Genomic DNA, 21,898 nt, shown 5'->3' with positions numbered 1-21,898 from the left:
ATACTTTTGTATTTGGAGAAAGCCAACCTCATCTGTTTTCAGAAGCATTTATTGGGTTCACTGTCTATTTTTAGAATTAAAAAAAATATATGTCGATAAGATTAATAAAAATATCCAAAGATTTGAATGTAGGAATCAGCAGCCTTGTTGAATTCCTGCATAAGAAAGGCTTTGATGTAGAATCAAACCCGAATACTAAAATTGGCAGTGAACAATACGAATTGCTGGTAAAAGAATTCGGACGAGACTCCGACATCGATGCACTATTAAGCAGACGAGAAGAAAAGAAAGAGCTTGTCAAAGCTCAGGCTAAGAAAGAAGAGGAAGAAGCCAAAGCTCAAAGTGAACCGGAAGTGATCAGAACAGAGATACCCGAATCCATTAAGCCGCATGTGCAGATTGTGGATAAGATTGATCTCGATGCTCTGAACAGACCAAAAAGAGTAGAAGTGAAACAAGAAGAGCAAGCCCCTGAGGTGGAGGCTCCAGTTGTTGAAGCACCAAAGGTTGAGGTTCCTGAAGTAAAAGCCCCAGAAATAGAAGTAGCAGAAGCCCCGGCTCCTATTGTAGAAAAAGTAGAAGAAGAGCCTAAGGCCGAAGAAGAAATAAAGCAACCGGCTATAGAAAAAACACCAAAAGAAGAACCTGTGTTTATACAAAAAGAAGAAAAAGCCATTATTGAGAAAGACGAAGAAAAAGAGGATAAACCTCAACCAACGTCTACAGCTCCCGCAAATGAAGAAACTGAAGAAAAGGGAGATAAGATATTCAGGCTGAATAAGGCAACAATAAAATCAAACATTGTTGTAAAAGGCTCTATCGATCTAAGTTCGATAAACGACAAAACCCGTCCTGCAAAGAAAACCAAAGCCGAAAAGAAAAAAGAACGCTTGGAAAAAGAAATGCAAGATCAGAAAAGGGTGAAAGAAAACACTGTTCGCCTGTTGAAAAAAGAAACAGACGAAGAGAAGAAACGAAAAGCGATCAACGATGACAATGATGACGCATCGAAGAAAAAACGCAATCGGATCAAAAAAGGAAAAGTCGATATCGAGAAAGGAGCTATACCTCAAGGTGGCGGTGGCGGACAACAACAGCCAAATGCCGGAGGTGACAGATCGAAACGCAGCGTACGCAAGCCTATCATCAAGCATGCCGTAAACGAAGAAGACGTACAAAAACAAATAAAAGAAACCCTGGCGCGTTTGACTAGCAAAGGCGGAAAAAACAAAGGGGCTAAATATAGAAGGGAGAAGCGTGAAGCTGTATCTCAAAGACAACAGGAGGAACTCGAACAACAGATGCACGAAAGCAAGGTGTTGAAGATTACAGAATTTGTAACCGCCAACGACCTCGCCAACATGATGAATGTACCTGTTATAAAAGTTATCTCTACTTGTATGAGTATCGGTATCATGGTGTCTATCAACCAACGACTAGATGCTGAAACGATCAATATCGTTGCCGAAGAATTCGGATTCGAAACCGAATACGTAAGCGCCGAAGTAGTGGAAGCAATAAACGAGGAAGAAGACAATCCGGAAGATATGGAACCTCGTGCTCCTATCGTTACCGTAATGGGACACGTAGACCACGGTAAAACATCGCTATTGGATACCATACGCCAAACAAATGTGATTGCCGGCGAAGCAGGGGGAATCACCCAGCACATCGGGGCATACAACGTTAAACTGAAATCGGGAAGACGTATCACATTCCTCGATACTCCGGGTCACGAAGCCTTTACGGCGATGCGTGCACGTGGAGCAAAAGTAACAGATATAGCAATTATCATTGTAGCAGCCGACGACAGCGTCATGCCTCAAACCGTGGAAGCAATAAACCACGCAGCTGCGGCAGGCGTACCAATCGTGTTTGCTATCAACAAAATAGACAAGCCAAGTGCCAATCCTGAAAAGATAAAGGAAACACTGGCAGGAATGAACTACCTTGTAGAAGACTGGGGTGGAAAATACCAGTCGCAAGATATCTCGGCAAAACAAGGTCTCGGCGTAGATGAACTACTCGAAAAAGTACTATTGGAAGCCGAACTTCTAGATCTGAAAGCAAACCCTAACAGGAGAGCTACCGGATCGGTTATCGAGTCGTCTCTCGACAAAGGTAGAGGATACCTGTCTACAGTACTTGTAGAAAACGGTACACTCAAAAAAGGAGACATCGTATTGGCAGGAACATATTACGGTCGTGTAAAAGCAATGTTTAACGAGCGTAACCAACCTACAGATGCAGCTGCGCCAGCCGCTCCTGCACTCATACTAGGTCTTAATGGTGCTCCACAGGCCGGTGATATATTCCATGTGCTGGAAACAGAACAGGAAGCCCGCGAAATAGCCACAAAACGTGAACAGCTACAACGCGAACAAGGTCTGCGTACACAGAAAATACTTACTCTCGATGATATAGGTCGCCGTATTGCTATCGGTAACTTCCAACAGCTCAACGTGATTGTGAAAGGTGACGTGGATGGTTCGGTAGAGGCTCTTGCAGACTCGCTGATCAGGCTGTCGACAGAAGAGATACAGGTGAATGTAATACACAAAGCCGTAGGTCAGATATCAGAATCAGACATCACGCTAGCTGCCGCATCAGACGCTATCGTTATCGGGTTCCAGGTGCGTCCGTCACAGGCTGCACGCAGATCCGCAGACAAGGATGGTGTTGAAATCCGCTTATATTCTATCATCTACGATGCTATAGAAGAAGTGAAGTCGGCGATGGAAGGTATGTTATCTCCTGAAATCAAAGAAGTACAAACCGGATATGTGGAAGTACGCGAAGTGTTCAAGATCACGAAGGTGGGAACAGTTGCCGGTTGTATGGTGAAAGAAGGAAAACTGAAACGTGCAAACAAGATTCGCCTTATCCGCGACGGTATCGTGATCTATTCGGGAGAGCTGGGATCGCTCAAACGCTTCAAAGACGATGTGAAAGAAGTTGCATCGGGATATGAGTGCGGTTTGAACATCCACAACTACAATGATATAAAAGTTGGCGACATTATTGAGCCATTTGAAGAAATAGAAGTGAAGAAAACTTTGTAATATTAAATTATTGTATACCTTTGTATCCAATATAATAAAGATTTAACCTAAGAAACCAATTGATAGTTGTTACAAGCAAATCTTGCCTTGAAGGTCGGTGGTACTAACCATGCCACCGAAACACACAACTATCAATCAGTTTTGCGGTTGATTACAAAAATTTCTTCGTCAGATTTTGAAAATTGTCACACACAGAAACGACAAATCATCATGATGAAAAAAATTATTCTTATATCTACCCTTATAATTCTTCCTTTATTTTTTGCGAAAGATCTGGCAGCACAAACTGCTCAGCAGATTGCGTTTATTAACTCGAACGAGTTGCTCGAAGCTATGCCCGAAAAGGTGAAAGCATCGAATCAGTTGATCGACCTGAATAACAAGTATAAGGAAGAGATGAAGGTTATGCAGAATGATTATAATAAAAAATATTCTGACTTCATATCATATCAGACATCTATGGCGGAAAATATCCGTTTGCGCCGTATGCAAGAACTTTACGAGCTTGAGCGTCAAATCAATGATTTTATGAAAGTGGCACAGGAGGATATCCAAAATCAGGAGAAAGCCCTGATAGAACCTCTACGCCAGCGACTAAAGGATGCTATCTATCAGGTAGGTATCGAAAACGGATTCGTATGCATTTACGATCTTGCCAATCCGTCTATAGCATTCGTTACTCCGGATGCTACTAATGCTACATTGTTAGTAAAACAAAAATTAGGAATCAGGTAAGATTTATCAAATAATTGTATAATGAATGCTTCTGATTATCGGAAGCATTTTGTTTTTAGGCAACACCGTATATGTCACAAAAAGCAAAACTTTGGTCGTTAAGCTATCTCAATGTATGTTTGGCTAACTTCCTGATGGCATGCTCATTCAATCTGCTAATGCCATCCATACCTCTATATATTACCGAACAGATGGGCGTTCCCCAATCTCAAACGGGTATTGTGCTGGCATCGTATGCCATTGCGCTGATGTTTGTTCGTCCTTTTTCGGGATTTATCGTAGACTTATATTCCCGCAAGAAGATACTGCTGATTGCTTTTTCGTGCTATGTACTTATATTCTTCGGCTATTTTTGGGCAACAACCGTCTTGCTGTTCATTGTTGTTCGTTTCATACATGGCATCACTTGGGGATTGTCTACCGTATCGTCGAGCACGCTGGCGATAGATGTTGTTCCTTCCGAGCGGCGAGCAGAGGGTATTGGCTACTATGGTACATTTATGAATGTAGCGATGGCCATCGGTCCTTTTATAGCCATCCATATATATAATCATTCCGGATTTGATGTATTGCTTTGGTGCGCCATTGCAATGGGTGCACTGGGTATTATCACCGTATCGCTTATAAAAGCACCGATAAAGACAAAAGTAGAAAGACAGAAAATTTCGTTCGACCGCTTTTTCCTCATCAAGGGCTGGCCTATATTCCTCAACCAACTCCTACCCTGCTTTGCATGGGGTACGATAGGCCCATTCGTTGCGCAGTATGGCAAGGGAATAGGTATTCCTAATGCGGGGATTTTCTTCCTGTTTTGGGCGGGCGGTATTATTGCTTCGCGTGTCTTTGCAGGAAAACTGGTTGACAAAGGTAAAATACACGAGGTAAATGTATCGGCAATGGCTATCGTTGCTATTGCTTTCCTTGTATTTGCTCTGGTTCATAATATTTATGCCTTCTGCATATCGGGACTGTTTATCGGTGTGGGATTCGGGATGATGTTTCCGGCACTGCAAACACTATATATCAATCTTGCAGAGCATAATCAGCGAGGGACAGCCAATTCAACTTACCTCATTGGGTTCGATCTGGGTCTGGCACTGGGTATGCTGGTAGGTGGTTACCTCACAGGATATTTCTCTTTCGAAACACTATATATAGTTGCTTCGGGACTGTGCGCAGTAAGTGTAGTTGTATACTGGGCTTGCTCGCGGGTCATCTTTGAGAGAAAGCGGCTCAGATAAATCGCTGCAATTTATATCTTCCCTATTATCATATCCATCACCTTTGCCGTCCTTAATGCGGTCTCTCCGGTAGATGGGCACGTACAAGACCCTCTGAGTTCATCTACTATTGTCTGAATGAGAGGTTGTTGAATATGATCGGGTTGAGCGGGCATAAAGAACTGCTCTCTATCGGTTGATGATAAGAGAATAGGTGTAAACTGGAAGGTACTGAAACGAATTGAACCTTCTGTTCCTGTAATGGTGATCGTGTCTTCTCTCGTCTTTTCGGACGATATAAAGCACCATTCGGCAACACCTTGCGCGCCCGACTTGAACTGTAAAATTGCGGACAGAGTGTCTGCAACGTCATAGTATCCCCCCAGATTGCTATAATACCCTTTGGCATCGGTGATCTCACCTAAAAGAAAATCGAGTATATCGAGCGTATGTGGAGCGAGGTCGAAAAAATAACCTTCGCCTGCTATCTCACGTTTTAGCCGCCACGTCTGCTGCTGCTTATCCATATCGGAAGCACTGGCAGGGCGGAAGAGACGAACATTGACTGTTAAAATCTTACCGATAGCCTGACTGTCGATCAGATCTTTTACTTTCAGGAAATAAGGCAGTGCTCTGCGATAATGTGCCACAAATAACTTCTGATTAGCCTGCTTCGCCGCTTCTACTATTTCGAGACATTCGGCGTAACTCATGGCCATTGGTTTCTCTACATAAACAGGCTTACCTGCCTGCAACACTCTTATTGCATATTCTTTATGCAAGTGTGGCGGAGTAGCTATATATACAATATTTACTTCCGGATCGTTGATCAATTGGTCGGCATCGGTATAATATCTTCTTACACCGTGACGCTTAGCAAAATCCGCTGCTTTTTCTGCATCACGGCGCATAATAGCCCGCAACCATGAATGCTCTATCTCATAAAATGCAGGCCCGCTTTTTCTTTCACATACGGCTCCTGCGCCTATTATACCCCATTTTACACTTTTCATATCGCCTTTATATTTTACACATATACACTTCCGGCTCTTTTCGTGCAGCCATAAGCGGTGCAAATTTCGCTTTTACCGTTTCGTATAATTCGCCTCTAAACGCACGCGAATGCTCAGGACATAGAGTAATACAACGTGCGCAACGGATGCATAAATCCATATTCGTCACTTTGGGATTACTCGTTGGTATGGCACTTGTGGGACATTGACTTACACATGTTCCGCAATCGTCGCACCTATCATCACCAGTAGGGACATATCCTCCCTGTGTTGGTTCACGATAGGGATAATTACCTTTAACGTCTGGCAAGCTATATTGTTTGTTTTTGTCGTAAGATTGATATAATCGGAAACATTCTTGTGCAAATTTTTGAATCTCCTGCTTATCTTCCTTGTCGGGACGCCCCACAGCAACATCGGAGAAGATAGAATGGCGTGCAATAAAAGCACCTGCTGCTATGGGCACAAAGCCATTTGCCTCAGATATATCTTTGAGTTCAAGAAGGGCATCGTCATAGTTTCTGTTGCCATACACGCATACCAACACGGCGGGAGCCTCTTATCACCTTTTATCTTCTCAAATGCGTTAACCGCCAATTGAGGTACACGTCCTGCATAAACAGGAAAACCAAATATGACAAGATCATGACTCTCGATGTTCAATGTATCGGGGAATCCCATTGTAACGTCATGTTCTCTAACCGTTGCACCCATCTCTTTGCCGATCTCGCGGATTATCTTGCGAGTAGACAGGGAAGGACTAAAATAGATAAGATGTATATTTTTCATATCGGTAGTTTTATAATCGGTATTAAAGTTACAAATAAATACAAAACCCACCTTTATGAGATGGGTCTTATTTTATTATATGATTATACGACTCTCAATTGCTTCTGGGTTCGGCATAAATATAATATGCTTGATAGTCTCCCCAGTCTACGTATTTTGAAACTAAGGCAATATTGGTTGTTTTTGTTTCCCAAACATATCTAGGGATGTAAGCATCTTCTTCTTGTTTAAATATCTTATGATATGATTCTACAAGTTTATCCGCATCTTTTTCGAAACTGAACTTCGGATCGCCGTATAGCTTCGAAATGTAGTTTCGTATCAAGGTCTCTTGCTTCTGAGTATAAAAAATCTTTGATAATTTTTCATCTCTACCAACTTCCCAAGCAGGCTCAAAATAGACATACAACGAAGGTAATCCATCGATATATCTTTCTATAAAAGAAATTTCCAATTCAGGTTTCAATATGTTTGCTATTCCTGTACGAGGTGTTGAAGAAGTAATATCTTTCCAATTGTATCCAAGAAAATCACGTTTATTGTATACATCAATTTTCACCGAATCGGATAATACTACTTTACCATCCTTAAAACCCTCAAGGATAACATTTCCGTGGCTCTCTTCATAAAAACAGTGTCCCCATCTACTAGTAAAAGACATCCATCCAGGGGCATGAGACAGCAAATTGAGACGTCCCTTTTCTCCCTCTATACGCCAAACCAAAGAGTCGTAGCTCTCCATTATATCGAGCATTGTACAGTCTTCACCGGGCACTAAGTAAAATTCCATCATAGTATGGATATTAGCTTCTTGTGCCTTTGCCTTTAAAGAGATTTTTACCGAAGAAGAATTATTCCCATTGCCGGAATCATCACCATCATCTTTACCAAGATCATTGCCATCGGAACACGAATAAAGGAATAGGAATGTAAGCAGAATGAATACTATTTTTCTCATAATTTATGATATCTAGGCGTTTGTTACTTTTATCTTCAAAGTTAACATTTTTTATTTTTCAGATAAAGTAAAGTAAGCCTTTTTGATTATCATTTACCATAAATATGGTATTGTATTGAGCAGAAACACAATATATCTTTGTACTGTGTTTTTCATGGTATTAGATTTATGGTTAAAAAGTTGAGATTGGTTGTCGAGATGACAGCCTTTTTTATTTCCTTTTTTGATCGTCTTCTTTACTATCTTTTATGGTAATATCTCCGCGGAACGCATGAAGATGTTCCGATTCAGCCTTTTTCATGTCACTACTCAATCCTTCTACTTTTTTCATAGGGGCTCCCAGCCTGCTATCGAGCATAGACCTATTTTTCAATTTATCGTCATCGTTAAGCATGGTAGTATTTATTAGATTCGCAATTAAAACTGTATTATCTTAGAACAGCCCTTAACATCAAATTGTTTCTTGATAGTACATGAAAATAAGAATCTTAACACCTTTAGCCGCTTTTTTTGATCAATTATCGCAGAAAAGCCAGATTACTTCTTATCAATAACTTAACAATTTACCATAAATATGGTATTGCTATTATATCGAAGACGATTTATCTTTGTAATGTATTTTTCATGGTATTAGACTTTAGGTTATAAAATTGAAGATTGGTTGTCGTGATGACAGCCTTTTTGTTTTTATACAGATAGATAATAAACGAACCGAGAACATTATTCCGATTCGTTTTGTTTAGTCTATGTATGTCGAACATTTAAATTTATTGAACCATGAAAGAAGATATATCAAAGACACAATCCAAAGAACATAAATTTGAGGGATACGAACATGCCCGAAAAGTAAAAAACATCAAAAATCCTGTACCTAGCTCCGAAAAATCGGTAAAGGCTGCCACAAACAGAATTAATCCGGATGAAAACTCTAATGATAGAGGGTAGTTTTTTGAAAACTTACTGTAATAAGATATTGTACCTATTGTTTTATAGGTACAATATTAAGTTGTGGCTTTAAAAAATATGATGAAAGACAAGCAAACTCAAATTACAGGTGAGAAATTTGAAGAGGAGGTGCTATATTCTATTTTTTATGGAAATAATTCCTTCTATTATCTAAACTGTTTAGAGAAAATAAAGAATGGAAAGAAGTTGGTATTTAATCTTTATGCTTTCGTTTTTAGTATACTGTGGCTAGCTTACCGTAAAATGTATTTAGAATTTGCTATTTCCTTATTGATTGGAATATCTCTTGCTATATTTATAGGCATATCATTAAGCACATTTACATTGTCCCTAATTCTTGGATTGACAGGAAACTACTTATATGTAAAGAAGTCTATTAGAGAAATGCAAAAAGCACAAGTAAACTACCACAATTTAAATGACCGGATGGACTATTTGAGAAGAATAGGAGGAACAAGTTATAATATTGTTTTCACTTTTATTGGGTTATTTATTCTTATCTCACTTCTCACATTTACAATACTAGCTTATATTATTGGACATAAAGCTATTTGAGCAATCTGCACTAAATAATATTGTTCCCCTCATCAAATATTTAGAAAAAATTCATTGTATACAGAATCAATATTATGAAATTTTCTTCTAATTTCACAGAGAATATTCTGTTAAACAAAATATAATACAACACTCTCTAAAAAGCATACCTATTTGATTAATAAAACAAACATTATTACGTATGAGCTTACTCGATTATATATTTTTTCGATTTTATGATTATTTCAAGAGAAAAAAAGATTATTATTTAGGATTAGAGAAAAAATATTTAAAAGATAAATATAAGCTACCAATCTGGATAATGTTTAGTTTTCCTATATTTATTCTGTTTATCTCTATTATTGGATATGGGCTGATTAAAGGAACCCTAAGATCTCCTTTATTAGATAGTCTATTTTAGACTTATTGAATGATCTTAAAAGATTCCCTTTAACAAGAAATAAAACAACTATATATGTTCGATTATCTTTTTTATAGATTTTATGATATTTACAAAAGGAAAGAAGGAGATACATCCGCATTCTCTGCTACTGCTGCCATTTCCTTTATCCAAATATTAATCATATCCAGCATTATCTTGTCGATAAGTTTCATTACAAATATTATTTTATCGGTCAACTTCCTGACTCCAGTAATATTAGCAATAGGAGAAACCTTATCTAAGTTTCTAATTGTATTATTATCCTCATTATTATTTAGCTGTAATTACTTAAAATACAGAAAAAGTTTAGATGAAATTATTTCTAAGTACTCTAAATCCAGATTAAACGGAAAATTAAAAATGTGGATTATTTTTTTGATAATGCCTGCCACTATGCTTTTTCCTTTTGCCTTAAGATATATTTTAAGTTCCTTTTTATGAAAAGACATTAGATAAATAAGTCATATCCTCATTTATTTATATCATTATTATTCAACCTAATAACTTTTGGCTCCTTTATAAATAGTCATACCTTATAAAAACATTAAGAATACAAAGTTCATAATTGTTAATTTTATAAATAAAAATAAAATTAATTGTCAAACTAAAATCCAGATTATGAAAAGTATTATTTATTTCCTTTTTAGTGTCCTATTTTTAACGGCATGTAACTCAGAGGAAGATCCTTTGATTGTTGATAATAATATAATAACACGCGACAGCACTGTTATAAAGTCAGCTAAAGATAAACCGTTAGAAATGTCTTGCGATCTTTTTTATTATTTAGAAGGAGGAGGAGGCAACGCAATGTTTCCGTCAACAAAAATCCAATATAAGGTTGGATCCTATATGATGTTTGATCCGTATAACAATAAAATAATAAATTTAGAGACTACACTAAACATAAATGCAACATTAGCATCGAATTACTATCATCAGATTTTATCTTGGAATCAATCACATTGGAGCCAAAAGCCTGTTGCGAATAGCAATCAAATTACAGTGTCTTTTAGTGGGAGCTATTCTTGTTCTTCGGGAAATATCACTTATCTTGATCTAGAGTATGTTTATGATCCAGCGACTAATACATCTAGACCTAAACGTCCCAAACCAGTGGCAATGGATGCTGAAGTTTGCTACTGATAAGTCATATAAAAATACGCATATTTATACAGAGCAGTTGACATTTCAACTGCTTTTTTATTTATTCTCACTATACATTTATGATAAAGCATCTTTTTGTATTATACCATTAATCTTTTTCATTGATATGAGATTTCTTCGATCTGGGTAAAGTCTATAAATCAACAGAATTAATCCGGATGAAAACTCTAATGATAGAGGGTAGGTGCGGGTAAAATAAGACTCCACTATTATTTATAAAGCTCCTTTGGTTAAGGGGCTTTTTTATTTCAGTTTAATACTTTTTCAATCTATTTCCAAAAACACTGCAGATCAATCATATAAAAGATGCAGTCACAATATTAAAGATACATACGAAATTATTATAAATAGGAAACAATTTTACCCCCTTTATATTTAGCGACATACACTTAATAATTATATTTTAATAAAAAAAATAAACTATATAAGATATTTCTTCCCAATAAGAAAAATAATTGTAAATTTGCACATTACCACATATTAAGACAGAACAAATTCTCAGATTTCAGCATAGTACATTTAATACAAACAACTTACGTTCTCAAGTATTTTTTGTTGTGTTAATATTTTAAATAACTTTTATAAAACTTACAAACAAATGAGGTTATATCCAGTAAAAAGTATTTTTCTATTATTATGGGGAATATTTGCTATAACATTTTCCGCACAGGCACAAGTAACAATAGGTTCAGATATACCGCCAGATTCGAATGCCTTATTAGATCTAAAAGAGAACATCACAGGAACATCTTCCAAAGGGATTATATTACCAAGAGTTGCTCTGACAAGTACTACTTCGCCTTCGCCAATGGCAGCCTTCGCCAATGGAATGGTAGTTTATAATACAGCTACAGATGGTACTTCACCAAACAATGTAACTCCAGGATGCTATTATAGCGATGGCAACAAATGGATTCCTATGGGATCGGGTGTAAATGATTGGTATGCTGCTGGCGGAACGACAGATGCCTTGGGAGACAAAATATCTCCTATATATCGTTTTGGAAAAGTAGGAATTGGCACCATAAGCCCTGATGCTTCTGCTATATTAGATATCTCGGGGGTAACTAACAAAGGTATACTCGGCCCCAAAGTGGCACTAATATCTACTACAGATGTTACCACTATTACTAATCCGGCCACTGGATTATTGGTATATAATACCGGAGCAGGAACTTTAAAATATAACGGCTATGTATTTTGGGATGGAAGCTCGTGGAGAACATTAAGCGGCACATCTTTAGAAACAGGTACGATAGGCAGTATTACGTGCAACAGCGTAGTTTTAACGCCAAGTATATATACTTCGGGAACCTATTTTGAAGGCATAATGAATGTTCCTTATACAAATGGAAACGGAGGTATATACGAAGCTCAAACAATAGGCCCCATAAATGGTCTTACAGCTAAACTTTCTGCTGGTAATTTCAGTAATGGTGCCGGTATTTTGAGCTATACGATCACAGGTACCCCAACAGTTACAACTCCTAATGTTACGGTTTTTCCTATAAATATTGGAGGACAAACATGTAATGCAACAATAGGTGCCGGAGATGGTATTGCTCCCGGCGATTTGGTGTATTACAAAGCTGATGATATTCCGGCCAACATTGGAGGCGGCGGAGCTAGTGCTACAACAGCTAATTATTGGTTAAGCTATTATGCTACTAATCTACCCGTGATAGGAGGGAAATTAAGATTGGACGGATATTTCACTGCACCAGCTTCAGCAGGAGCAGGAACGGTAAGCTTTAACCCAAGACTAGTAAATATATCATCTTCTAATGTTAAGTTCTGGTTTGCTGCGCTAACAAATGTAGATCGTGCCAATGGAGCAAACATCGTATTGGCTCCAAATGGATTTGTAAACTTGGACAACGGTATATACTCCAATCTTGGGTACAACGATTATATTACAGGTAGTGGTCGTACTAGTCAAACAGGAATAACCTCCGATAATCAGGAAGTTTTAACTATGGATATCAATTTGGATGATAAATGGTATCGTGTTTATTATTTCATCAACGTAGATAACAAAGACACTTCATCAACTAGCGACGATGTTAGAAGATTATATCTCTCTATACAACGCTTATACTAAAAAGAAGTATTTTTAATAAAAGGTTTTTAGCCTAAGAGCAGTTTTGGTTTCAAAACCTACTACTCTTAGGCTGAAACTTATATTTTAACGAAAACTCAGTACTTATTGATTCTCTAGATTAAACTTTACCAATCTATTGTAAAAATAGATAGAGGTAAATACATCATAAAAGGGGAATAAAGCTTAGCGTTTTCCGCTACGTAGAATCCAGAACTTATTTATTATGCATATTTAAGCATCAATTTATTACTTTCGTGTACAGGAATATGTGCATTCTTACAATATTGCAAAGTTGTGATAAAAATACAGCCTCGTCTCTTCGGATTTGCAATCCGAAGATTAATGTAGAAAGGCTTTCTAACAACAAAAGCCGCTTCACCAGCGACTTTCCGTGTAGCACAGCCGGGAATCGAACCCGAATCTAAAGTTTAGGAAACTTCTATTCTATCCATTGAACTACTGCGCCATACATCCTACCGTCACTATTGTTTCCGATAAAATCACTGCAAAAATAAGAGAATTTCCGACATTAGGCAAATACATTCTGCGATTTAATCAAATAGTGTTAAAGAAACCCTGTTTTTTCAGGAAATAGGACTTTAGCCAATTGTGTGCTGCTATAAAAACATCTATATTTGCTAAATATTTTTTAAAAACATAACAATAAATAAATGTTTCAAATTGGCGATGCAATAGTCGCATCAGATATAATCGAAGAAAATTTTCTATGCGACCTCTCAGCCTGTATGGGCGAATGCTGCGTAGAAGGCGATGCCGGTGCACCTCTCGAAGAAGACGAAGTAAAGATAATAGAAGACCTCTTATCTGAGGTCTGGGACGACCTGTCGCCCGCTGCCCAAGCAGTAATTAAAGAGCATGGAGTAGCCTATCGCGACCACGATGGAGACATGGTAACCTCTATCGTAAACGGAAAAGACTGTGTGTTTACCTATTACGACGAAAAAGGCATCTGTAAATGCACCATCGAAAAAGCATACCGGGAAGGGCGTACCAACTTTTACAAACCCATCTCCTGCCATCTGTACCCTATCCGTTTGCAAAAATATAAAGACTTCACCGCCGTTAACTATCATCGGTGGTCGATCTGCAAAGCGGCAGTATTACTCGGCAAGAAGGAAGGATTGAAAGTTTACGAATTCCTGAAAGAGCCCCTTATCCGTCGTTTCGGAGAAGATTGGTATAACGAACTTGTTCTGGTAGCAGAAGAATACAAAAAAGCAGGATACAAATGGCAATAATCTGTAAAGAGCTTATGGTTTGTATCGGTTTACAATATAACTTAAACTCATAACTTTAAACTCAAAACATGCATCCACTACATCAATTCAAATTTTGCCCAAAATGTGGTTCAAGCCATTTTGTGGAGAATAATTTCAAATCGAAAAGATGTGAGACTTGTGGCTTCGTTTATTACTTCAACCCCAGTTCTTCCACAATAGCCATTATTATCAACAGTAATGATGAACTGCTGGTTGCAACACGGGCTCACGACCCTGCAAAGGGAACATTCGACCTGCCCGGCGGATTTGTAGACATGAACGAAACAGGAGAGGAAGCTGTTATACGAGAGGTAAAAGAAGAAACAGGGCTCCATGTTTCGCAAGCAAAATATATGTTCTCTATACCCAATACATATATATATTCAGGGTTTGAGGTGCATACCCTCGATCTGGTTTACCTGTGCAAAGTAGACGATATGCAGAACATAAAAGCTGAGGACGATGTCGCCAGCCTTCAATTTATAAAAATATCCGAGCTTAACCCCGACCTGTTTGGGCTACGTTCGGTAAAAGAAGTAATACAGGAAATCAAAATAATGAAAATATGAGAAAACTGCTATTAGTTATCACCCTTGCATCGGGCTTACATTTGGCTCACGCTCAGAAGTCAGTGTACACAGAATTGCCCGGAAGGCTATTTTCGCAAGGCAAAGAAATGTTCTTAAACAATAACTATGTAGGATGTATCAATACACTACAGGAATTTAAGAACCAGTCGAAAGATATAAAACTGATGGAAGAAGCAGACTATATGATTGTCAGCTCCTTATTTTATCAGGGCAAAGCCGGTGACGGAACAATTTTGAAAGATTTTCTTGATGATTATCCTGAATCTTATCACCGCAACCAGATCAGTTTCTTTACAGGATCAATTCATTTTCAACAAAAAGATTGGAACAAAGCCCTTCATTGGTTCTCACAAGTGGATATCGATTACCTATCGGTAAGCGAGCAAGAAGACTACAGCTACCGCATGGCGTATGCCAGCCTTCAAAAGGGAGACAGAAAAGAAGCTAAAAACCTATTCGGACTATTGTCTCGCAATAGTAAAAAATATGCAGAGCCGGCATCCTACTATCTGGCTTATGCCAATTTTCAGGAAGGAGAATACGATCAGGCTATCGCTACATTCCGCAGACTGAAAAGCAAACCCGAATACAAGGAAAATGCAACATTCTTCCTCATACAAAGCGAGTTTCTGCAAGGCAATATGAACGGAACGATAAGCGAAGGACAAGACTTTATCTCGTCGTATCCGGGCAGTAAAAACATAGGAGAAGTATATCGCCTGCTAGGCAGCAGCTATTATCGCCTTGGCAACATACAAAATGCCATCCGTAACTATGAGCAATATCGTGCCACTACATCTACACCTTTCCGTGAAGATATGTACCAATTGGCAGAAGCCTACTACCAAACAGGTGCGTATGGCAATGCCGTAGAAGCGCTGAAAGATGTAGCTTCTACAACCGACAAACTGGGACAGGCAGGACAGATGCTTCTGGGACAGTCTTATCTGAAACTAAACGACACGCAGAATGCCGTTATGGCTTTCGAAGCTGCCGCACGCTCCGAGTTCGACCCTTCTATCAGCGAAGGTGCATTATACAACAACGTAATGATACGCAACAGAGACGGAGGAGGTGCTTTTGGCGAAGCTATTACAGCATCGCAACGTTTCCTTGCTCAGTATCCAAATTCGAAATATACGAGCGCAGTAAGCGGAGCTCTGGCTTCCACATTGCTTTCGTCCAAAAACTATAGCACTGCCCTTGCTGCCATCAACAGCATCAAGTCGCCCGATCGTCAGATACTGGAAGCTAAGCAAATTATATTATTCCAGTCGGGTGTGCAAAACTTCATCGACAAGCGTTACGACCTTGCCGCCAACGATTTCAATGCAACTATCAATATGGGTAGCTACAATGCCGACGTGCGCAACGAAGCATACTTCTGGAGGGGAGACATAGCCTATCGCAGTGCCGACTATGGCACAGCAGCCAGAGATTATACGGCTTACATCGGTCAGGCATCGCCTTCGCAAAACAATTATCCGCTTGCTCTATATAACTTGGCTTACGCACAGTTTCAGGATAAAGTTTATTCTTCTGCTCTAAACAACTTCAAGAAATATATTTCGGCAGAAAGAAGCAAGCAATCGCCAAACTATTCCGATGCCCTCAACCGCATCGGGGATATAAACCTCTACAACAGAAACTTCTCAGAGGCAGAAAGATACTATGCGCAAGCCGTATCTTCAAACCCTGAGAATGCCGATTATTCTGAATTCCAAAAAGCATTTGTATTGGGATTACAACGCAACTACTCGGGAAAAGTAACGGCACTGAACAGTATGATGGCAAAATATCCGAACTCGCAATACATAGACGATGCACTGTACGAAAAGAGCCGTGCATTGGTTATGCAAAACAAAGAACAGGAAGCAATATCGGTTCTTGAAAAAATGCTGAAAGACCATCCAAAATCCAATCTGGCACAAAAAGCCGGAGTACAACTCGGACAATTATATTTCAACACCAACAACCCTCGCAAGTCGGCAGAAGCCTACAAGCAGGTAATTGCCAACTATCCGAATTCGGAAGAAGCACGTACTGCCATAGAAAGCCTTGAGGCCGTTTATAAGGATATGAACGACATCAGCTCGTATGCTTCATACGTCAACTCGTTGGGTAAAGGCACAATCCTTTCGTCCAACCGTCAGGACTCACTCACTTATCTGGCTGCCGAAAACATATATATGAAAGGTCGCAAAGATGAGTCGAAAACAGCATTCAACAAATACCTGCAAGCATATCCTAACGGGGTATTTGCCAGCGATACACACTTCTATCTGGGCGATATGGCATTCGAAGCCAAAGATTTCGACAAAGCACTCACCCACTTCAATGAAGTTATAAACTCAAACAACCCGAAATACATTGCCAATGCCTTGGTGTTTGCATCAGGAATAGAGTTCGACCGCAAAAACTATGAAGCTGCCTATGCCGCTTACGAGCACCTGAATATGGTGGCATCCAATACCGAAAACAAAGACATTGCCCAACTGGGTATGTTGCGTTGTGCTTATCTTCTGAAAAAAGATAACGAGGTAGTAGCTGCCGCAAGCAAAATATTGCAAGGAGCAAAAGCAGCTCCTGCCGTAGCCAACGAAGCCAGATTCTACAGAGGAAAATCGTATATCAACCTAAAAAAGAACGACGAAGCAGCCACAGACTTGCAGGCAGTAGCCAAAGATACTCGCAGTGCATTCGGAGCCGAAGCTCAGTTCTTACTGGCAGATATGTATTACAAGTGGAAATCGTACGACAAAGCCGAAAAACAAGTGCTTGCCTTTATGAAAGAAGGTACACCATACCAATATTGGATGGCACGTGCGGTGGTGGTATTGTCGGATGCTTATGTTGCCAAAGGTGATAAATTCTCGGCACGTCAGTACCTCGAAAGCCTTCAGGCAAATTATAAAGGAGGTGAAGCCGATATAAAAACAATGATAGACGAACGCTTGTCAGCTTTAAAATAACTTATGAACAAATCAGAATTAAAACGTATGAAAACAACATATAAATCATTATTGGTCATAGGACTGGGAATAATAAGCCTGACAGTTTCGGCACAAAAAGACTCTACCATCACTCGTCAGGTGATGCTCGAAAGAGATTATGTACCTACAATGCAAGAAGCATCGAAAGTAAATACACAACCCGATATCTACGCCCCTACTATCAAACCAAAAGAAATCAAGTTTGAGAGCAATACCCCTCAGATCAGGTTGGACAACAACAAACTGGGAGCTTCGGCATCGGGCGACATCAAAACCGATGTAGCCTTCGACAAAAAACGTGGATATGCGGTATTGGGCTTAGGCACAGGTGGAAATATAGATGGAGCTCTCGGGTACAGACTTGTAAACGGAGACAACGACCGCCTCGACTTTTTTGGTACATATAGCGCAACAGGCTCTACAGTAGACTATATCAACGGTAGCGACTATGCCCGCAAAGATGTAAAAGCCAAGTATATGCATGCAGGAGGCAACCTGAAATATCAACACACGTTCGACCCTTCTGTCTTATCGGTAGGAGCATCGTTCTACAATACGTCTTACAATTATTATGGAAACAGCTTTATTCCGATCACATCGTCTGCCGTATATCCGTTCGATGTAGACAGCAAGCAAGGCGTAAATGTGTTTAAGATCGGAGCAGGACTGAAATCGAGAGAAGAGAACGAAGGCCCGATCAAGTATGACGGAAATGTGAGCTACAATTATTTCACAAATAAGTATGGTCGCCAAAAAACAGACGACGGAGTAAAAGGGGGCATTATCAATGCCGACCTAAACCTGTATACAGAATTTGGAGCCGATCAGCAAGTAGGGATAAAGGGAATGATATTGAACCAATCGTTCAGCAACAAAACCGATTACCTACCCAATGCGCATCACGGATATACAAACATTACAGGTACGCCATATATCAAGTTTCAGGGAGCAAACTGGAATGCCGATTTAGGAGCAAACCTGAGTGCATTGTTTGATGTGAAAACGGCTTTTGCTATTTCACCAAATGTAAAAGCTAGCGTGAGCTTCTACGAAGTAAACACACTCTATGCCGAAGTAGGCGGAGGAGTGAACAACAATACATTCCTCGATATTTTGCAAGAAAACCGTTATGCAGACCCTAGTACCCGCATCGAATATTCAAAAACATATTACGATGCCAAGATCGGATTCCGTTCGGGTGTAGTCAGTGGTTTAGAGTTTGACCTCTTTGCCGGATACAAGCACGTAAGAAGAGACCATCTCTATGTATACAACTATTATAAAGAAGAAGGATGGGGAAATGTTGGAAGCCCTGTATATGCCAATATATCTACAGGACACATCGGCGGGTTACTGAAAACCAATCTGATCCCATACACCGACCTTTCAGCTCGTATGACTGCTTATTTCTACAATGTAAAATATCATGAACCGTATGTGCAAGTAATAGATGCTGAGACGTTGCCTGATACCAAACCGTGGGGACGTCCTACATTCACTGCCGAGTTTAACGCTGACGTTAATCCAATCAACAATCTTACCCTATCGGTGAATTATCTATATGCAGGCGGACGCAAGGCTCTTGCCTCAAACGCAAGTACCACCGCATGGACGATTGCAAATATGAAGGATATAAACGAACTGAACTTCAGAGCCGAATATAAGATAAATGACTATATAGCCGTAAACGGACGATTAAACAACGTGCTTTTCCAGAAGTATGAGTTACAATACGGATATCCGCTACAAGGCTTTAACTTCATGGCGGGTGTAAGCCTCAAGTTCTAAAAAAGAAAATACATTAATCTTCATAAATGGAGTGAGACCCCGTTCGTGCAACGGATCGTTTCACTCCGTTTTCTTTGTAGGGTTACTGTATTTTTTGTTATGCAGAAGTTATGGAGTATGAGAGAAGACAAGAATACATTTAGGTAACTACATACAAGTTTTTCTGAATTATTACTGTCTTTATATTTTTTACTTTCTACCTCTCTTTTTCTTTTCTTCATTTGGATGAAACTTCAATGCTTTATCAAGATTTGAATTAAACTCAGAAAGGTTTTGCTGTTTTTGTATATCTCTTATGCTTATACCCAAATCTGATATTTTTTTAGACGGTAATTTTCCTGTTGATTTTATTTCGTCTACGGCTTCGTCAAATCGCTCATAATCGGACTTATATTCACTATCCTGTATAACCCTAAATTTGTCGTATTCTTTTTCTGCAAAATTTTTTGCTACATCTGCCCTCATTCGCCCAGAGTCTTTTAGCAAATCATATTCGTTGAATTGCAAGAATGTATCAAGTTTCTCAACCCAATCTTTCATTGTCATAGTCCTATTCCTTTTTGCTTGAAGTTCTGCATAATCTAAATACATATTTACAAGAATATTTAATTCAGAAATCTCATCTTCTGTAAGATAGTTTTTAGCAACACCAACATCGCTTTTCTGGATTTTACCACCTTTTTTAATATTCTTCCATGTTGTTAGCCCCATATTTGGTTTATTTGAATCAGCTCTTGATCTTATTATTTCTGAAGCTGTGTGTTTTGTTATAGCATATTCTAACTTATTTTGAACTGTTTTGAAAAAAAGCTGTGTTATTGGTGCATTTTTATCGTAATCTATCGCAGTTGCATATATATCTGTTATTTTGAGATAAAATCTTCTTTCACTTGCTCGTATCTCTCTAATACGTTCAAGCAATTCATCAAAATAGTCTTTACCAAAAGCTTGCTTACCTTGTTTCAATCTTTCATCATCTAAAGCAAAACCTTTTATCATGTATTCTTTTAATACACTAGTTGCCCAAATTCTAAATGTTGTTGCTTTTGGGGAACTAATGCGATACCCAACTGATATTATGACATCTAAATTGTAAAATTCAATATTACGCGAAACGTTTCTATTACCTTCTCTTTGAACTGTCAAAATTTCTTTGACAGTTGCTCCTTTTACTAATTCGCCCTCACTATATATATTAGATAAGTGATAGCTCACATTTTGTTTGGTTGTTTCAAATATCTCAGCTATTGAATTTTGCGTAGCCCATATTGTTTCATCTCCAAGAACAACCTGTATTTTTACATTCCCATCTTCTCCTTGATAGAATATAAATTGGGAATATTTATCTATGATATCATCCATATATTAATTCACTGTAAGTTAATCTATTTTCCATATTACAAAGAAAAGAATTAAATCTATTTCTTGTAAAATTATCACGAGTATTATATCTAAAAATAAATTCATCCATATACTTTTTTGTAAGAGTTTACGAGTTGTAAAATGATAGATGCCAATTATACCACGTTTAAGTAAAGGCCAAAAGCCCTCACTAGTATTTGTATAAACTATACCACTCACATATTCGCAGTCGTTATGTTTTACAAAAGTTTCGTCAAATCCTAATTCATTATCTTATTGATCATTATCAGAAATACCAAAGCAATAGCGAATACGTTGCAACATACACCAAGCTGTTTTCTGTGTTACATCAATATCCTTTGCCAATTGCATTGACGAAATACCTTTTTTATGAGAAGTTACAATGTAGATTGCTAAAAACCATTTGCGAAGTTCTATTTTAGTATTATCAAATAGAGTATTAGTCTTAACATTGAAGTATTTACCTGTGTTTTTGCAGCGATATTTATTATCTCTACACTTGTAAACTTTAGAAGTAGAATCAAAAGGACTTACTACATTGCCATTCCAACGCAATTGCTCTAAATGATCTATACAAATCTGCTCATTTGGAAAAGCATTTAGTAAATCTATGATTGAATTGAAATCTTTATTTGTCATTGTTATATAATTATTACGCCACAAAAATAAGTAGTTTATTACACACAAAAAAACCACTTAATGTAAACTTATATATAACCATCTACATTTTAACCCTTTCTTTAACTACAAATAAACAATATGCCGGTTCGAATAGCGTTATAAACATGAGGAGTTCTTACGATATTTCCCCGAAAGATAGTTTATAACAACGGTTATACTGTGTAGTTTATAACTAAAAGTTGATCTAAAGCCATACTAA

At 38.4% G+C, this 21,898-nt stretch carries 17 protein-coding genes, 1 tRNA gene and 1 pseudogene; 11 read left to right on the top strand and 8 right to left on the bottom strand.

The window, feature by feature from the left end; genetic code table 11:
* Positions 1-89: 89 nt before the first annotated feature.
* The 3 genes from infB to QOX35_RS03570 all read left to right on the top strand — a co-directional run bounded on the left by infB (position 90) and on the right by QOX35_RS03570 (position 5,038).
* The gene (gene infB, locus QOX35_RS03580) at positions 90-3,062 is read left to right on the top strand and encodes a translation initiation factor IF-2 (protein WP_283685821.1); all 2,973 of its coding nucleotides are present in this window, start codon (positions 90-92) and stop codon (positions 3,060-3,062) included.
* A gap of 210 nt (positions 3,063-3,272) precedes the next feature.
* On the top strand, positions 3,273-3,797 hold the full coding sequence (locus tag QOX35_RS03575) for an OmpH/Skp family outer membrane protein (RefSeq protein WP_006843393.1): 525 nt from the start codon (positions 3,273-3,275) through the stop codon (positions 3,795-3,797).
* A 71-nt stretch (positions 3,798-3,868) separates the two neighbouring features.
* Positions 3,869-5,038, top strand: coding sequence for an MFS transporter (locus QOX35_RS03570; protein ID WP_283685820.1), 1,170 nt, complete (start codon positions 3,869-3,871; stop codon positions 5,036-5,038).
* Positions 5,039-5,049: 11 nt separating this feature from the next.
* On the opposite strand, the gene QOX35_RS03565 is transcribed toward QOX35_RS03570, so the two are convergent.
* The 5 genes from QOX35_RS03565 to QOX35_RS03545 form a co-directional block, all read right to left on the bottom strand.
* Positions 5,050-6,030 (bottom strand): Gfo/Idh/MocA family protein, encoded by a 981-nt coding sequence (locus QOX35_RS03565; protein ID WP_135104720.1) that lies wholly within the window; start codon positions 6,028-6,030, stop codon positions 5,050-5,052.
* A 7-nt stretch (positions 6,031-6,037) separates the two neighbouring features.
* Entirely contained in the window at positions 6,038-6,577 is a 540-nt protein-coding gene (locus QOX35_RS03560) for a 4Fe-4S binding protein (protein ID WP_283685819.1), read from the bottom strand.
* Positions 6,487-6,819: a flavodoxin family protein gene (locus QOX35_RS03555; RefSeq protein ID WP_283685818.1), complete on the bottom strand. Its 333-nt coding sequence runs from the start codon at positions 6,817-6,819 to the stop codon at positions 6,487-6,489. The genes QOX35_RS03560 and QOX35_RS03555 overlap by 91 nt, the downstream gene beginning before the upstream one ends.
* Before the next feature lie 94 nt (positions 6,820-6,913).
* Positions 6,914-7,777, bottom strand: a complete 864-nt coding sequence (locus tag QOX35_RS03550; protein ID WP_283685817.1) for a hypothetical protein — start codon at positions 7,775-7,777, stop codon at positions 6,914-6,916.
* A gap of 211 nt (positions 7,778-7,988) precedes the next feature.
* The gene (locus tag QOX35_RS03545) at positions 7,989-8,171 is read right to left on the bottom strand and encodes a hypothetical protein (RefSeq protein WP_283685816.1); all 183 of its coding nucleotides are present in this window, start codon (positions 8,169-8,171) and stop codon (positions 7,989-7,991) included.
* 383 nt (positions 8,172-8,554) lie between these two features.
* On the opposite strand from QOX35_RS03545, the gene QOX35_RS03540 reads away from it, so the two are divergent.
* The 4 genes from QOX35_RS03540 to QOX35_RS03525 all read left to right on the top strand — a co-directional run bounded on the left by QOX35_RS03540 (position 8,555) and on the right by QOX35_RS03525 (position 12,984).
* Positions 8,555-8,722, top strand: a complete 168-nt coding sequence (locus QOX35_RS03540) for a hypothetical protein (protein WP_167755438.1) — start codon at positions 8,555-8,557, stop codon at positions 8,720-8,722.
* A 78-nt stretch (positions 8,723-8,800) separates the two neighbouring features.
* Positions 8,801-9,298 carry a DUF2628 domain-containing protein gene (locus tag QOX35_RS03535; RefSeq protein WP_283685815.1) on the top strand — a complete coding sequence of 166 codons (498 nt, stop codon included), beginning with the start codon at positions 8,801-8,803 and terminating at the stop codon, positions 9,296-9,298.
* 1,039 nt (positions 9,299-10,337) lie between these two features.
* Entirely contained in the window at positions 10,338-10,862 is a 525-nt protein-coding gene (locus QOX35_RS03530) for a hypothetical protein (protein ID WP_283685814.1), read from the top strand.
* 619 nt (positions 10,863-11,481) lie between these two features.
* Entirely contained in the window at positions 11,482-12,984 is a 1,503-nt protein-coding gene (locus QOX35_RS03525) for a phage tail-like protein (protein ID WP_283685813.1), read from the top strand.
* A gap of 394 nt (positions 12,985-13,378) precedes the next feature.
* On the opposite strand, the gene QOX35_RS03520 is transcribed toward QOX35_RS03525, so the two are convergent.
* Positions 13,379-13,450, bottom strand: a tRNA-Arg gene (locus QOX35_RS03520).
* A gap of 205 nt (positions 13,451-13,655) precedes the next feature.
* Here QOX35_RS03520 and QOX35_RS03515 point away from each other — a divergent pair.
* The 4 genes from QOX35_RS03515 (at position 13,656) to QOX35_RS03500 (ending at position 19,635) form a co-directional block, all read left to right on the top strand.
* Positions 13,656-14,243 (top strand): DUF3109 family protein, encoded by a 588-nt coding sequence (locus QOX35_RS03515; protein WP_283685812.1) that lies wholly within the window; start codon positions 13,656-13,658, stop codon positions 14,241-14,243.
* Positions 14,244-14,311: 68 nt separating this feature from the next.
* On the top strand, positions 14,312-14,833 hold the full coding sequence (locus QOX35_RS03510; RefSeq protein ID WP_283685811.1) for an NUDIX domain-containing protein: 522 nt from the start codon (positions 14,312-14,314) through the stop codon (positions 14,831-14,833).
* Positions 14,830-17,826, top strand: coding sequence for a tetratricopeptide repeat protein (locus tag QOX35_RS03505; protein WP_283685810.1), 2,997 nt, complete (start codon positions 14,830-14,832; stop codon positions 17,824-17,826). Before QOX35_RS03510 ends, QOX35_RS03505 begins: the two co-directional genes overlap by 4 nt.
* Before the next feature lie 27 nt (positions 17,827-17,853).
* Complete coding sequence (locus QOX35_RS03500; RefSeq protein ID WP_283685809.1) at positions 17,854-19,635, top strand: TonB-dependent receptor; 1,782 nt, start codon at positions 17,854-17,856, stop codon at positions 19,633-19,635.
* Positions 19,636-19,824: 189 nt separating this feature from the next.
* Here QOX35_RS03500 and QOX35_RS03495 read toward each other — a convergent pair whose 3' ends face one another.
* Together QOX35_RS03495 and QOX35_RS03490 are read right to left on the bottom strand one after the other, a co-directional pair.
* A complete protein-coding gene (locus QOX35_RS03495) occupies positions 19,825-20,997 on the bottom strand; it encodes a virulence RhuM family protein (RefSeq protein WP_283685808.1) in 1,173 nt (390 codons plus the stop codon).
* Positions 20,990-21,657: pseudogene (locus QOX35_RS03490) on the bottom strand (transposase). The gene QOX35_RS03495 and the pseudogene QOX35_RS03490 overlap by 8 nt, the downstream one beginning before the upstream one ends.
* Positions 21,658-21,898 lie beyond the last annotated feature (241 nt).

The sequence above is a fragment of the Dysgonomonas sp. Marseille-Q5470 genome (assembly GCF_951230145.1).
Taxonomy (GTDB): Bacteria; Bacteroidota; Bacteroidia; order Bacteroidales; family Dysgonomonadaceae; genus Dysgonomonas.
The sequence above is the reverse complement of the archived record's forward strand: the minus strand, read 5'-3'. Positions and strand labels throughout refer to the sequence as shown.

Bases quoted from the DNA above. Each gene is read 5' to 3' on its own strand.
- infB (WP_283685821.1), top strand. From the start codon at position 90: ATGTCGATAAGATTAATAAAAATATCCAAAGATTTGAATGTAGGAATC.
- QOX35_RS03575 (WP_006843393.1), top strand. From the start codon at position 3,273: ATGATGAAAAAAATTATTCTTATATCTACCCTTATAATTCTTCCTTTA.
- QOX35_RS03570 (WP_283685820.1), top strand. From the start codon at position 3,869: ATGTCACAAAAAGCAAAACTTTGGTCGTTAAGCTATCTCAATGTATGT.
- QOX35_RS03565 (WP_135104720.1), bottom strand. From the start codon at position 6,030: ATGAAAAGTGTAAAATGGGGTATAATAGGCGCAGGAGCCGTATGTGAA.
- QOX35_RS03555 (WP_283685818.1), bottom strand. From the start codon at position 6,819: ATGAAAAATATACATCTTATCTATTTTAGTCCTTCCCTGTCTACTCGC.
- QOX35_RS03550 (WP_283685817.1), bottom strand. From the start codon at position 7,777: ATGAGAAAAATAGTATTCATTCTGCTTACATTCCTATTCCTTTATTCG.
- QOX35_RS03545 (WP_283685816.1), bottom strand. From the start codon at position 8,171: ATGCTTAACGATGACGATAAATTGAAAAATAGGTCTATGCTCGATAGC.
- QOX35_RS03540 (WP_167755438.1), top strand. From the start codon at position 8,555: ATGAAAGAAGATATATCAAAGACACAATCCAAAGAACATAAATTTGAG.
- QOX35_RS03535 (WP_283685815.1), top strand. From the start codon at position 8,801: ATGATGAAAGACAAGCAAACTCAAATTACAGGTGAGAAATTTGAAGAG.
- QOX35_RS03530 (WP_283685814.1), top strand. From the start codon at position 10,338: ATGAAAAGTATTATTTATTTCCTTTTTAGTGTCCTATTTTTAACGGCA.
- QOX35_RS03525 (WP_283685813.1), top strand. From the start codon at position 11,482: ATGAGGTTATATCCAGTAAAAAGTATTTTTCTATTATTATGGGGAATA.
- QOX35_RS03515 (WP_283685812.1), top strand. From the start codon at position 13,656: ATGTTTCAAATTGGCGATGCAATAGTCGCATCAGATATAATCGAAGAA.
- QOX35_RS03510 (WP_283685811.1), top strand. From the start codon at position 14,312: ATGCATCCACTACATCAATTCAAATTTTGCCCAAAATGTGGTTCAAGC.
- QOX35_RS03505 (WP_283685810.1), top strand. From the start codon at position 14,830: ATGAGAAAACTGCTATTAGTTATCACCCTTGCATCGGGCTTACATTTG.
- QOX35_RS03500 (WP_283685809.1), top strand. From the start codon at position 17,854: ATGAAAACAACATATAAATCATTATTGGTCATAGGACTGGGAATAATA.
- QOX35_RS03495 (WP_283685808.1), bottom strand. From the start codon at position 20,997: ATGGATGATATCATAGATAAATATTCCCAATTTATATTCTATCAAGGA.